The organism is Helicobacter sp. (genome assembly GCF_017502485.1).
GTDB lineage: Bacteria > Campylobacterota > Campylobacteria > Campylobacterales > Helicobacteraceae > Helicobacter_B.
The window spans coordinates 15,499-28,129 of record NZ_JAFVUX010000026.1; the positions used below are offsets into that span (position 1 = coordinate 15,499).

The 12,631-nt window shown below is 43.4% G+C and carries 10 protein-coding genes; all 10 read left to right on the forward strand.

The annotated features are described in order from the left end of the window. Nucleotides 1-63 precede the first annotated feature (63 nt). The 10 genes from dapE to IKB69_RS05820 all read left to right on the forward strand — a co-directional run bounded on the left by dapE (nt 64) and on the right by IKB69_RS05820 (nt 12,615). Nucleotides 64-1,236 carry a succinyl-diaminopimelate desuccinylase gene (gene dapE / locus IKB69_RS05775; protein ID WP_290947177.1) on the forward strand — a complete coding sequence of 391 codons (1,173 nt, stop codon included), beginning with the start codon at nt 64-66 and terminating at the stop codon, nt 1,234-1,236. 152 nt (nt 1,237-1,388) lie between these two features. Beyond that, nucleotides 1,389-2,138 carry a (Fe-S)-binding protein gene (locus IKB69_RS05780; protein ID WP_290947181.1) on the forward strand — a complete coding sequence of 250 codons (750 nt, stop codon included), beginning with the start codon at nt 1,389-1,391 and terminating at the stop codon, nt 2,136-2,138. Between the two features lie 23 nt (nt 2,139-2,161). Then, complete coding sequence (locus IKB69_RS05785; protein WP_290947184.1) at nt 2,162-3,607, forward strand: LutB/LldF family L-lactate oxidation iron-sulfur protein; 1,446 nt, start codon at nt 2,162-2,164, stop codon at nt 3,605-3,607. After that, on the forward strand, nt 3,600-4,313 hold the full coding sequence (locus IKB69_RS05790) for an LUD domain-containing protein (RefSeq protein WP_290947187.1): 714 nt from the start codon (nt 3,600-3,602) through the stop codon (nt 4,311-4,313). Before IKB69_RS05785 ends, IKB69_RS05790 begins: the two co-directional genes overlap by 8 nt. Nucleotides 4,314-4,352: 39 nt before the next feature. Then, on the forward strand, nt 4,353-5,513 hold the full coding sequence (locus tag IKB69_RS05795) for a metallophosphoesterase (RefSeq protein WP_290947190.1): 1,161 nt from the start codon (nt 4,353-4,355) through the stop codon (nt 5,511-5,513). A 174-nt stretch (nt 5,514-5,687) separates the two neighbouring features. After that, a complete protein-coding gene (gene bamA / locus IKB69_RS05800; protein WP_290947204.1) occupies nt 5,688-8,123 on the forward strand; it encodes an outer membrane protein assembly factor BamA in 2,436 nt (811 codons plus the stop codon). Nucleotides 8,124-8,140: 17 nt separating this feature from the next. Next, nucleotides 8,141-9,202 carry a dehypoxanthine futalosine cyclase gene (locus IKB69_RS05805; RefSeq protein ID WP_290947193.1) on the forward strand — a complete coding sequence of 354 codons (1,062 nt, stop codon included), beginning with the start codon at nt 8,141-8,143 and terminating at the stop codon, nt 9,200-9,202. A 65-nt stretch (nt 9,203-9,267) separates the two neighbouring features. Further along, the gene (locus IKB69_RS05810) at nt 9,268-10,572 is read left to right on the forward strand and encodes a pitrilysin family protein (RefSeq protein ID WP_290947195.1); all 1,305 of its coding nucleotides are present in this window, start codon (nt 9,268-9,270) and stop codon (nt 10,570-10,572) included. 5 nt (nt 10,573-10,577) lie between these two features. Continuing rightward, nucleotides 10,578-12,005 carry an Asp-tRNA(Asn)/Glu-tRNA(Gln) amidotransferase subunit GatB gene (gatB, locus tag IKB69_RS05815; RefSeq protein ID WP_290947197.1) on the forward strand — a complete coding sequence of 476 codons (1,428 nt, stop codon included), beginning with the start codon at nt 10,578-10,580 and terminating at the stop codon, nt 12,003-12,005. Nucleotides 12,006-12,093: 88 nt separating this feature from the next. Then, nucleotides 12,094-12,615 (forward strand): hypothetical protein, encoded by a 522-nt coding sequence (locus tag IKB69_RS05820; RefSeq protein ID WP_290947201.1) that lies wholly within the window; start codon nt 12,094-12,096, stop codon nt 12,613-12,615. Nucleotides 12,616-12,631 lie beyond the last annotated feature (16 nt).

Genomic DNA, 12,631 nt, shown 5'->3' on the forward strand with positions numbered 1-12,631 from the left:
TAGAGCCAAGCGTAATTTCTGCGCATAAGACAAACCACTAGCAAGAAAAACAAAGGAGCTATAATGCAAGCGCAAGAATGTGTAAAATTCCTAGCTACTCTGCTCACCTACCCCACAATCACACCTCAAGAGTGTGGTATTTATGAGCCCATCAAATCCCTACTTACACAAGCTGGCTTTGCGTGCTTGCATATTGATAAAGCCCATACACGCAATCTCTTTGCCTATACCACACTAGGGAGTACTTCTAACGCGAGAGTGGAGAAGCATTTTTGCTTTATGGGACATATTGATGTCGTGCCTGTGGGTGATGGCTGGAGTGTAAAACCCTTTGGCGCAGTAGTGGAAAATGGCTATATCTATGGAAGAGGGGCGCAGGATATGAAAGCAGGAGTAGCTGCTTTCATATATGCTTTACTAGATTTTGCTAAAGCTGCCCAAAGTCTCACAGCACCCATTATGCTCTCACTTTTGCTTACAAGCGATGAAGAGGGAGAGGGGACTTATGGCACAGCCTATGCGCTAAAAGAGCTAGCAAAACGCGATCTCTTACCCACGCACGCCATAGTCGCCGAGCCTACTTGCTCTACCGCACTAGGCGATACTATTAAAAATGGGCGCAGAGGGAGTATCAATGGTGTGCTAGAGGTTTTTGGCAAGCAAGGACATGTGGCATATCCTAACAAGTGTATAAACCCCATAGAAGCCCTAGGTTCTAATCTTGGCAGGCTAGCTGGAGTGGAGCTAGATTCTGGGGATAGAGACTTCGCCCCTACAAAGCTTGTCATCACCGATATTCGCGGAGGATTAGAAGTAGTGAATGTAACGCCTAGCGCACTAAAGATTATGTTTAATGTGCGTAATTCTCCTAACACTTCTAAAGAAAGCGTGCAAGAGTATATAGAATCTATTATGCAAGCAGTGTGTGCAAAAAATGCTGGCATCTCCTATACGCTTAGTCTAAAGCAAAGTGCCAAGCCATTTGTTTGCAAGCGGGATTCTAGGCTAATACAAGTACTATCTGCTAGCATTCAAAAAGTGTGTGCCATCACCCCAGAATGTAACACAAGTGGTGGGACAAGCGATGCTAGATTTTGCCAAGAGTTTGGCATAGAAGCAGTAGAGTTTGGTGTGTGTAACGATAGAATCCACAGCATAGATGAGCGTGTAAAAATCGTGGAAGTAGAGCAGCTTTACCGCGTATTTTGTGTATTTTTGGAGCGATTTGCCAAGTAATGCTACAAGCCTTAGGGCAAGAGCCCCACTACACACAAGATGATCTACAAGCTAGCCATATTTTTGATCATTTAACCAAAAACAAGATTTAGCATTATATACTTACTCCTAAGCACAATCACTAATCGCATTTTATCATTCAAGGAAGACTTATGCAGACACAAGACACACCTAAGAAAGTGTATTTTTTCTCCACTTGTATTGGCGCAGCAGCGTGTGCAGATACTTGTATCAACGCTATTAAACTCTTGCAAAAAGAAGGGGTAGAAGTCATTGTCAAAAAGGATCAAACTTGCTGTGGGCAGCCTAGCTATAATTCTGGCTACTATGATGAGACAAGGCAAGTAGCCTTGCATAATATGCGCCTTTTTACTCAAGACTACCCTATCGTGCTAATTAGTGGCTCTTGCACAGGAATGTTTCGTATTGATTATGAAGAGCTTTTTAAAAATACAGAGCATTATGAAGAAGCCAAAGCTTTTAGCACGCGTGTGTATGAGCTTAGCGAGTATCTTAGTGAAGTACTGCAAGTACGCTATGAAGATGCGGGCGAGCCTGTGCGTATCACTTGGCATAGTAACTGCCACGCCTTGCGCGCAGCTAAGTGTATCTCAGCAGCAAAATCCTTGCTAAGAAGTCTAAAAAATGTCGAGCTAATAGAGCTAGAGAGGGAGGAGGAGTGTTGTGGCTTTGGTGGGACATTTAGTGTCAAAGAGCCAGAAATTTCAGTAGCTATGGTTAGACAAAAGATCGCTGATATACAAGCACGCCAAGTGGATTATCTAGTCGCCGGTGATGCTGGATGCGCATTTAATATCACAGGGGCTATGCAAAAGCAAGGGGTCAATATCGCCTATATGCATTTATATGATTTTTTAGCCCATCGCATTGGCATAGCTTGATATATTCTTATGAAGGATAGAAAATGAGCCAACATACCACCATTAAAACCCAATTTCACACTGCTATCAATGAAGGATTAGAGAACAAGCAGCTACGCACCAATTTGCTCTCTGCTATGGATACACTGCGCACCAACCGCAAAAAGCTACTTGCCACGCGCTTTATCCATTGGGAAGGTTTGCGCGAAAAAGGCAAAAGACTTAAACAAAATGCTCTATCCCAGCTAGATTCTATACTAGAAGAGTTTGAGAGCAATGCTACAAAAAATGGTATGAAAGTGCATTGGGCGCGAGATGGGCAAGAAGCAAATGAAATCATCTACAAGCTTATGCAAGAAAAGGGTGTAAAAAAGATCCTTAAGGGCAAATCTATGGCAAGCGAAGAGATACATCTCAATCGCTTCCTAGAATCTAAAGGCGTGCAAGCGATTGAGACGGATTTAGGTGAAGTGATTTTGCAGCTACTAGGCGAAACACCTGTGCATATTGTAGTCCCTGCCATCCATAAAAACCGCTATGAGATCGGCGAGCTTTTTCACAAGAAGCTAAACGCCCCACTAGAAAGCGAGCCAGAAAAGCTCAACGGCATCGCAAGAAGCTATATGCGCAATGAGTTTGAGACTTTCACAATGGGGCTTAGTGGGGTGAATTTCGCCATTGCAAAAGAGGGGGCAATTTGGCTTATAGAAAATGAGGGCAACGGCAGAATGAGCACCACCGCATCAGATATACACATCGCAATTTGTGGGATTGAAAAGGTAGTCCAAAGCTTTGAAGAAGCTGCAATTCTTGACACAATGCTAGCTCCTTCTGCAGTAGGAAGTGTCATCACTTGCTACAACAACATCATCACTTCCCCGCGCAAAGATGGAGAAAAAGACGGACCAAAAGAAGTGCATATTATCTTGCTAGATAATAATCGCTCTAATATGCTCAAAGACTCTCACTACTACCGCGCGATGAGCTGTATCCGCTGCGGGAGCTGCCTAAACCACTGCCCAGTGTATGACAAAATCGGCGGACACGCATATTTAAGCACTTATCCCGGACCTATTGGCGAAGTTATTACCCCACAACTCTTTGGGCTCAATACCTGCTCGCCTATGCTTGATCTATGCTCACTCTGTGGGCGTTGCACAGAAGTATGCCCTGTACAGATTCCACTAGCGGAGCTTATACGAGATTTGCGCTCTGAGCGCGTGGGACAGGGGCGCAAAAATATCGCTGGCAATGATGGTAGCACACAAAGCAGTATAGAGCAGTCCCAAATGCGCACATTCGCAAACATTGCGACTAATCCTAGCAAATGGCGGTTTGCTATGGCTATGGTGAAGTTCGCCCCACTACTTGCGCCTTTTGCTAGATTTTTACCATTGCTAAAGCACTGGATAAAATACCGAAGCTTCCCCACAATCAACGCAGGCTTCCATAAAAAAGTCGCAAACTTACAAGGAGTGATTTATGAGTAGTGCAAAAGAAGCGATTCTAGCTAGAGTGCGAGAATCCATAGCATATAATCAAACTATCCCAGCCTTTAGTACCCACTATGAAAGTGCGCTAAAGCTTGATCAAGCGAACGCGCAAGAATCTAGCGAGCTAGATTCTACTAAAAACCTAGTAGAAAACTTCATCGCCAACCACACAAACAACAAAGCCATTATCGTGCAAGCTACAAAAGATACACTTGCAAATGCAGTGCAAGAAATCTTGCAGCAAGAAATTAGCCAAGGTGGGATCACACAAGGGGAAAAGGTACTCTACAATCCTGATATCATACTTAATGCACAAAGTCTTCAAGGCATAACACCCATCGCCTATACACAAAGTGTCGATAGTATGCGCACAGAGCTTTTCCATATCTCTACTTCTATCGTGCAAGCGCGTTGTGGGGTCGCAGATCTTGGGATTTTAGGACTAAGCTCTAATGAGAATGCCCCTAGACTTTCTTCACTCATTACCAACACTTGCATTTATCTTCTGCCAAAAGCTAGCATTGTGCGCAATATTTTTAATGGTATAGAGTTTATCAAGAATTATGAAAAGGAGCGCAGTGGTGTGGAAATCCTGCCAAGCAATATCATCTTTGTCGCAGGACCATCTAGGACGGCAGATATTGAGCTGCAAACGGTTTTTGGCGTGCATGGACCTAGGAAAACCTATACCCTGCTCTACTAGTTACCAAGCAGCTTACTCACTAATATTGTAAGGATTATTATGGAAGATACCCCAGAATTTGCCCAGATGAATAGCTTTTTATTCCCATTTCTTGGCTCGCTACTCTTTGTGGCTATCCACATTATCATCTACTTTTTACTAGTGCGTCATATCTCTAGCCGACAATATGTGCGCAGATTATATAGCGCGATTTTGTGGATCAATCTTGCTTGGACTATTTTGTATATGTTTATGCGTTATACCGACGCGCCTAAATGGCTTTTTATGCTAGCTTCTATCTCAGTAGGCGTGGCGTTTTCGTTTTTGATAGCAGCCCTTATTGCAGGAGCGATCAATGGTGTGCTAATCCTTATCCGCCATCATCACCTAGCCCCTAAGGTTAAGCGATATATCTTAACACTATGCTGCGTATATAGCCTCTATGCTGTTTATCACGGCTTAGAAGATCCTAAACTCCAGCGGCTTTCTATGGAGCTAGATAAACTCTCTGCTCCGCTAAAAGTCGTGCAGCTAAGTGATGTACATATCGGCGGACTTATGGATGAAGAGCGTGTGGCAAAAATCGTGTTTTTAGTCAATCAGACCCAACCTGATATTATTGCGATTACAGGCGATTTAGTCGATACAAGCCTAGCAAATGCACAATCTACCCTAGCGCTACTTGGCGCTCTACGCGCGAAATATGGCGTGTATTATGTCTTGGGAAATCACGAGTATATCCACGATGTGCAAGATATGCTAGAGTATTTACCCTCCCTTGGTATCCGTGTCTTACTTAATGAGAACCTAACCATTGGCACACCAGCACTTATCAACCTTGCTGGTAGTGCAGATCTTATGGGCAATCGCCTAGGTTTCTTGCGCCCAGATTTTGAGAAAACCTTACAAGATCTCAACTCAAATCTCCCCACCATTCTCCTAACCCACCAGCCAAAGGTCATCAATATCCTGCCAGACTCTTTGCTTGCTAAAGCCGACTTGCTACTCACAGGACATACACACGGCGGACAGATTTTTCCTATCTCACTTGCTGTACTTTTGCAACAACCCTACCTCAAAGGACTTCACAAAATCAAAACTGGTGGCTACATTTATGTAAGCGAGGGGACAGGATTCTGGGGACCACCTATGCGCGCGCTAAGCGATGCTGAAATTACGCTTTTTGAGCTTTTACCGCCTAGAGCTAAGCAAGCCAACTAGAATCCTAGATTCTAGTCCTAATCTTTGCCTAGAGCTTACTATCGCGCTAGGATTTGCAGGAAGCCTAAAACGCCGATTGAATGCAGATTTTAAACAAAACACACTTTATATTTAGCTATAATGCGCGTTTATTTTATGTAAGGGATTTTTTTGTTGCAGCGATTATTAGCAAGCGTGTTTGTCTGCGGATTTATCGTAACGAGTGCTTTTAGTGCCAAAATCACAACCATACAATACCAAGGCTTGCAATCGCTCTCTACTATGCTTGCCACTGAAATCGCCAAAATTAGAGCAGGCGATGAGCTAGAATCTAAAGCTATAGATTCTGCGGTGCTGGCATTTTACAATCAAGGGTATTTCAAAGATGTCTATGCGAGCTTTGACAAAGGCACGCTAACCTTCCACTTTGTAGAAAAGTCGCGTGTAGCAAGCGTGGAGATCAAAGGCTATGGCAGCGAGCAGGAGAAGCAAACACTCACCACACAAATGGGTATCAAAAAGGGTGATACCTTTGATGAGCAAAAAATTGCGCGTGCTAAAGAAGTGCTAAAAAGTGTACTAGAATACCAAGGCTACTATGGCTCAATCGTGCAAGAAGAGCTTAAAAAGGCTGATAATGCCGATGCATATGCGATTATTTTTAATGTCAATCGTGGTGATAATATTCTCATTAGAAAAGCGCATTATGAAGGGCGCAAAAAGCTTAAGACTGACAAGCTAGAATCTCTAAGCGCAAACAAAGAGCGCGACTTTATGGGCTGGCTATGGGGACTAAATGATGGGAAGCTACGACTCCAAGAGCTAGAATACGATAGCCTTAGAATCCAAGATGTCTATATGCGCAATGGATTTTTAGATGCGAGCGTATCAGCACCATTTCTTACAACAAATTTCAACAACCTATCCGCGCAACTTTATTACAAAATCAACGAAGGTTTGCAATACCGCGTAAGCGATATAGAAATCAATCTCGACAATGATGTAATCCCCATTGCTATTTTACAAAAATCCCTTAATGTTAAGAAAAAAGAAATTTTTAACATTGAAGATTTGCGCGCTGATGCCCAAGTGCTAAAGCGTTTAATCGCCGATAAAGGCTATGCTTTCGCCCAAGTGCGCCCAGATTTGGATAAAGATGAGCAAAATGCGCTAGTTAAGGTCATCTACCACATTGAAACAGGCTCTAAAGTGCGCATAAGCGATGTATTAATCTCTGGAAACACTCGCACAGGCGATCGCATTATACGGCGGGAAATTCTCCTAGCACCCGGTGATGAATACAGCCTATCCAAAATCACAGAGTCTGAAAACGCCCTGCGCAGGCTAGGTTTCTTTGATAATGTCAAAATTGATGAAAAGCGCGTAAGTGAAGACTCTATGGATTTGCTCATTAGTGTAACAGAGGGGCGCACAGGACAGTTGCAGTTTGGGCTAGGGTATGGGAGCTATGGCGGACTTATGATTAATGGCTCTGTGATGGAGCGCAATCTCTTTGGCACTGGACAGAGTGGAAGTATCTATGCCAATATCTCTACTGGGACAGGGCAAAGCTACAACTTCAACTACTATGGGCAAACACGCAAATACAATGGGCGGCAATTCTCTGGGAATATCACACTATCAAACCCTAGAATCTTTGACTCTAAATTCTCCACTTCCGGCAGTATCTATGGAAATTACTACATAAACTACATTTACATCGAGCAAAGCGGTGGTTTTAGTCTAAGTCTTGGGCGACTCTTGACATCAACCTTGCGCGTAAATCTAAGCTATGATATCAATATCGTAAAAACCTATGACTTTACAAGCAATCTTTATGAGCAATTCTACTCATCAAAAGACCAAATCTTTACCGATAAAATCAGGAACCCAAATTGCACAGTAAATCCTGGCAACGATTGTATAATTGAAGTACAGAGGCAAGGCTTGTGGAATGAAGATAATCATCTCCCTATCACCTCATCACTCACGCCAACAATCAATTTTGACAATACTGATGACTACTACTTCCCAAAAAATGGCATAATCGCCTCTACTTATGCGCAGTTTGCCGGACTCGGAGGCACAGTGCGCAACATTAAGGCATACGCGAAACTTGGGCTATATTATCACTTACGATCACTTATAGGTATTGATTTAATCGCACGCTACAAAGCGCAAGGTGGTTATATATTCCGCTTTGATAAAGATGACTTCCTACCATTAAATAGCACCTTTTATATGGGGGGCGTTACTACAATTCGAGGATTCCGCGCAGGCTCAATCACTCCGCGCAATGCCGATGGACTATGGGTAGGGGGCGATGGAATGTTCTCAAACTCTGTTGAGCTTAGCTATGGTATCTTAGAAGCGGCGAAAATGCGCTTAGCGCTGTTTGTGGATTATGGATTTTTGACCTTTAAGGCTACGCATGGCGTGGCGGATTTTAAAGACTACGGGATCTTGGGCTCTGGGAATCACAACTTAGAGTGGCGAGCATCAACAGGACTAGCGATCGAATGGGTCTCACCTATGGGTCCTCTTGTGATCGTATTCCCGCTCAAACGCGTTAATCAAAAGCCCGGTGATTATACCTCTAGCTTTGAATTCTCTATGGGGACTAGATTCTAGTGTTTCAAGGAGTGATAATGACACGATCTTTACAAAAGCGTTATAGCGACAAAGAGATAAAAGAGCTTTTACAACATGCATCGCTAAGAGAGTTAGGCGAAATGGCAAGTGCCAAAAAGCTCGAACTCCACCCAGACAAAATCACTACATTTATCGTCGATCGCAATATAAACTACACCAATATCTGCTGGGTTGATTGTAAGTTTTGCGCATTTAAGCGCAGGCTCGGTGAAGATGGGCAATATGTTTTAAGCTTTGAAGAAATTGATACAAAAATTGAAGAGCTTCTAGCCATTGGTGGCACGCAGATTCTCTTCCAAGGGGGTGTGCATCCAAAGCTTAAAATCGACTATTATGAAGAGCTTGTGCGCCACATTGCCGATAAATATCCTCAAATCACTATCCACGGCTTTTCTGCTATTGAAATAAACTACATTGCTAAAGTTTCTAAGCTCTCTATCCCAAAAGTATTGCAAAAACTAAAAGATGCGGGCTTAAGCTCGATCCCCGGAGCTGGAGCGGAGATTTTAAGCGATAGGGTGCGAGATATTATCGCACCTAAAAAGTTAGATTCTAGCCAGTGGATAGAAGTGCATAGACAAGCCCATAAGCTAGGTATTAAATCCACTGCTACGATGATGTTTGGCAGTGTGGATAATGATGATGACATTATCGAGCATTGGCGTAGGGTACGAGAGCTACAAGATGAGACAGGAGGCTTTCGTGCCTTTATCCTTTGGAGCTTTCAGCCAGATAATACCCCCTTACAGCAAGAGTTTCCGGGGCTTAAAAAGGCTAGCTCCAATCGCTATTTACGCTTGCTTGCTTGCTCTAGGCTCTACTTAGATAATATTCCCAATATCCAAAGCAGCTGGGTAACACAAGGGAGTCATATAGGGCAGCTAGCACTACTCTTTGGTGCAAACGATCTAGGTAGCACAATGATGGAAGAAAATGTCGTAGCAGCAGCAGGGGCACGCAATGCAATGAATCAAGAAGAAATGATAAGCCTTATTAAAGACATAGGCGAGCTACCTGCTAAACGCAATACTGCGTATGAGATTTTGGAGCGATTTTGATACACATATATCATAAGCTTACTGCGTGCATAGTCATTATCTCAAGCTTATTACTAGGAGTTAGTATGGGTAAAGAAGCCACACTTACACACACCACCATACAAGGCGTGCAAATCCCTGTGATTTATGAGCACTCTACACTTATCCCAACGGGCATTATACACTTAGTATTTCAAGGTGGGGGAAAGATCCAAGATGGCGAGCTTTGGGGACAGGGAGCAGTGATAGAAGAACTACTAGAGAAGGGGAGCAAGAAGCGTGGGAATCTAGGCTTTGCCAAGGCATTGGAGCAAAGGGCTATTGACCTTAGCGTAACAAGCGCAAAGCAGTCCCTAAGCTTTACACTAAGATTTTTGCAAAATGACAAAAAGCAGGCGATACGCTTGCTTGGCGAGCTACTCTTAGATCCAAATCTAACTAAGCAAGAGCTACAAAAGGTAAAAACTGCCATAACCGCCCAAATCCTAGCCAAGCAAAACGACTACGACTATCTAGCTAGCAGACTACTATATAGCGTGCTTTTTGCCAATACCCCTCTGGCTAGACCTAAGCTTGGCACACAAGAGTCTATCGCCAAAATCCGCTTAGAAGATGTAAAAAAGGTCCTAGAATCCACCCTAGCATTACAACGGCTTATTATTGTCCTAGGCGGGGATATAGATAAAGATTCCACTCTAGCTCTCCTGACACCAATTTTGTCTAAACTTCCGCAAGGTACGCCCTATACAAAGCTCGGCTTCAGTACGCGTAAAGAGCCTGCCACACAGATTAAATACGCTCCCACACAGCAAGCCTACATCTACTTTGGTGCGCCTTTGCATTTAAAAGACTTAGAGAGTGAATCCCACTTAGCAAAAGTCGCTAGCTTTATCCTAGGATCTGGGGGATTTGGCTCAAGGATTTTAGAAGAAGTGCGCGTGAAAAGAGGGTTAGCATATAGCGCGTCCATTAGTTATAACATCAGTCCCTATACACCCTATATGAGCGGACATTTGCAAACAAAGCTAGAATCTCAAGATGAAGCCATAGAAGTGGTGAAACAAACTATCGCTGATTTTGTAGCAAAGGGTGTTAGCGAAGAAGAGCTACAAGCTGCAAAGCAGTTTATTTTAGGGAGCGAACCCTTGCGCAATGAGAAGCTATCACAGCGACTAATGCGGGCATTCAATGAATTTTATATGGATAAAGGCATAGGCTTTAGTAAAAAGGAATTGGAGAAAATCGCTAACCTTGATCTTGCAACACTCAATGCCTATATTACATCGCATAAAGAGATCCAAAACTTAAGCATAGCCATCATCACTGCCAAGCCTCAAGAGGATTCTAGTGCGCTAGAATCTAGCATAGATACCACAACGCCAAAGGAGTAGCAATAATGAGTGCTTTTGAAACAATCATCGGTCTTGAAGTCCATGTCCAGCTAAACACCGCCACAAAAATCTTCTGCTCTTGTGCCACAAGCTTTGGAGAAGAGCCAAACAAAAATGTCTGCCCCACTTGTCTAGGGCTTCCGGGTGCATTGCCTGTGCTTAATCGTGAAGCGGTGAAAAAAGCCATTAGCTTTGGCACAGCAATCAATGCTACAATCAATCAAAACTCCATTTTCGCGCGTAAAAACTACTTCTACCCAGATTTGCCCAAAGCCTATCAAATTAGCCAATTTGAGATTCCAATTGTTGGGCGTGGGGAGATTGAGATTGAAGTCAATGGAGATAAAAAGAGCATAGGCGTTACACGCGCCCATCTAGAAGAAGATGCGGGCAAAAATATCCACGAAGATAGCTTCTCAAAAGTAGATTTAAACCGCGCTTGCACACCACTTTTAGAGATTGTAAGTGAGCCGGATATGAAAAGTAGCGATGATGCAATTGCTTATCTTAAAAAGCTACACTCTATCGTGCGTTTTTTGGGCATTAGTGATGCAAATATGCAAGAGGGAAGTTTCCGCTGTGATGCCAATGTCTCTATCCGCCCAAAGGGGGATTCTAAGCTTTATACAAGAGTAGAGATTAAAAATCTAAATTCCTTTAAATTTATCCAAAAGGCAATAGAATACGAAGTGGAGCGGCAAATTGATGCGTGGGAAGGTGGCAAGTATGAAAGTGAAGTTGTGCAAGAAACGCGTCTGTTTGATACCACAAAGGGTGTAACTCGCTCAATGCGTGGCAAGGAAGAAGCGGCGGATTATCGCTACTTCCCAGATCCAGACTTACTGCCTGTGTTTATTGATGAGGAGTTAATGGCACAGGGCAGAGAAATCCCAGAAATGCCAGATGAAAAGGCACAAAGATACATCAAAGACTTTGGCATTAAGCCCTATGATGCGGGTGTGCTGACTTCTAGTCTTGAGCTAACAGGGTATTTTGAATCTATGCTAGATTTTGGTGCGAGTGCTAAAGGCTCTCTCACTTGGCTAACTACCGAGCTTTTAGGGCGATTAAAGGGTGAAAACACCCTGCAAACTTGTGGGATAGATTCTACTACGCTTGCCACACTTGTAAAACGCATTGATGAAAGCAAAATTAGCGGAAAAAGTGGTAAAGAGATTTTAGATGTGCTTGTAGAGAAACGCGGTGGCGATGTAGATACACTCATACAATCTTTGGGCTTAGAGCAGGTCAATGATGATGGGGCGATTTTAAGCGTGATAGATTCTGTGCTAAGTGCCAATGCTGATAAAGTTGCAGAGTATAAAAGTGGCAAGGATAAGCTCTTTGGCTTTTTTGTAGGGCAGGTGATGAAAAATGCTAAAGGTATAAATCCCGCTAGGGTCAATGAGCTTTTGAAAGAAAAACTACAATAATTGTGCCAAAGGGCGCAAGCCTCTACATAGCATAGCCACTAGAATCTATGCTACAATACCAAATCCACATAAGAGTAAGGACTAAGTCTTGGTAGCGCATAGTCGGATCATCTCTGTCGCACTTTTACATCATCACTGCTCTTTGGAAAGCTTAGAGAAGCTCTACTGCGCGCTTAAAGATCGCTTCGCATATTTTGAGATCGTGCTACTAAACCCTATGCTAGAGTCCAAAGCCCCAAAAGAGCAAAATCTAGAATCTAGCGCGCTAGATTCTAGGGTGAATTGCCACGCCTTGCAGAGCAAGTCTCGCAATGACAAAAAGCTAGAATCTAAATCGTTAGATTCTAGTGCTCCTTGCTTTGAAGCGATGCTGGCATTTTGTGATGAGAAAGTGGATTCTAAGATTGTAGAGCTAGAATCTGGGCTTTTAGATTCTAGGCAAACTTGCTCACGGTTGGATTTGAGTGATAAAGATGGAGCTTTGCAAGGTGAGTCAAGGGCGCACACTTGGTCGTGCGCAACCACCGCCACACCGCAACAATCGCCATTTTTAGCCCTAAAGCCTACGCGCACTAGCATTACCCCCCCCCCCCCCCCCGACAGCTACTAGCATAGACGCTATCACC

Coding starts and splice junctions, on each gene's coding strand:
- dapE (WP_290947177.1), top strand. CDS start 64: ATGCAAGCGCAAGAATGTGTAAAATTCCTAGCTACTCTGCTCACCTAC.
- IKB69_RS05780 (WP_290947181.1), top strand. CDS start 1,389: ATGCAGACACAAGACACACCTAAGAAAGTGTATTTTTTCTCCACTTGT.
- IKB69_RS05785 (WP_290947184.1), top strand. CDS start 2,162: ATGAGCCAACATACCACCATTAAAACCCAATTTCACACTGCTATCAAT.
- IKB69_RS05790 (WP_290947187.1), top strand. CDS start 3,600: ATGAGTAGTGCAAAAGAAGCGATTCTAGCTAGAGTGCGAGAATCCATA.
- IKB69_RS05795 (WP_290947190.1), top strand. CDS start 4,353: ATGGAAGATACCCCAGAATTTGCCCAGATGAATAGCTTTTTATTCCCA.
- IKB69_RS05805 (WP_290947193.1), top strand. CDS start 8,141: ATGACACGATCTTTACAAAAGCGTTATAGCGACAAAGAGATAAAAGAG.
- IKB69_RS05810 (WP_290947195.1), top strand. CDS start 9,268: ATGGGTAAAGAAGCCACACTTACACACACCACCATACAAGGCGTGCAA.
- gatB (WP_290947197.1), top strand. CDS start 10,578: ATGAGTGCTTTTGAAACAATCATCGGTCTTGAAGTCCATGTCCAGCTA.